Annotated in this window: 1 protein-coding gene and 1 pseudogene; both read right to left on the bottom strand. The window is 47.5% G+C overall.

Annotated features, from left to right (window positions below; all coding sequences use genetic code 11):
* A partial coding sequence (gene pheA / locus ACTSEZ_RS13805; RefSeq protein WP_369734736.1) for a prephenate dehydratase occupies positions 1 to 630 on the bottom strand: 630 nt, incomplete at its 3' end.
* A 17-nt stretch (positions 631 to 647) separates the two neighbouring features.
* Positions 648 to 861: pseudogene (locus tag ACTSEZ_RS13800) on the bottom strand (ACT domain-containing protein); the annotation flags it as partial.

Here is an 861-nt window from a genome sequence, read left to right as displayed (position 1 = left end):
GGATGGAAGGGTGATCATCAGGGTGGTCCGGTCAGTTACTTTTCTTAGATTTGTTCTGAAGGTTGCTGCCTTGTCGGGATGAAGCACGGCAAAGCGCGTATGGTTATGGGGATAATCATGAATATCCTTCCTGACCATTTTCAGCCCGTATTCCTCCGCCGCCAGTTCATTTGCAATGGCCGCAACTTTTTCTTCAGGATGTTCCTGTATGTATTTTGCAGCAGCACCGGTTGAGGCTGCATTTTCGTAGGCTGCATCCGGAAGCTCCCGATGCAGGAATTTATGGCACTGGGCAATGGCGTGGGAGTGGGAGTATACTTTCTCCGTCTCTTCCCAGCAATGTTCTCTTTCAGGATGCACCAATAAATGCTGCTGGATAGGCGCAACAATTTCCCCTACAATCGGCAGCGGCTGTTCGTGTACGAGGTAATCCACTGTTAAATTAACAGATCCTTCAAGAGCGTTCTCAAGCGGAACGACCGCGACATCAATTTCACCAGCCGCAACGGCATCTATGCATTTGGGTATATTCAAAAACGGTATCTGCTCTGCTTCATCTTCAAAATATTTTGTCACTGCAAGATGGGTAAACGTAGCTGCAGGCCCTAAATAGCCAACCTTAAAAGACATACTTGTAATCCTCTCCTCTAAGCTCCAGATCCTAATATCTCTACTTTCTCCACAAATTCAAGCCGTTTAAGCTTTGCCATGACACTGTTTATATCTTCTTTCATTCCATTTGTGTTAAGGGAAAGCGTGACGTTTGCCCTTCCCTGAAGAGGAATGGTCTGGTGGATCGTCAGAACATTGCACCCTGCCGATGCGACAACTGCAAGCAGCTGGGACAAAGTGCCGGAACGG

It is taken from the genome of Metabacillus mesotrionivorans, from assembly GCF_052171315.1.
Taxonomy (GTDB): Bacteria; Bacillota; Bacilli; order Bacillales; family Bacillaceae; genus Bacillus_P.
The sequence above is the reverse complement of the archived record's forward strand: the minus strand, read 5'-3'. Positions and strand labels throughout refer to the sequence as shown.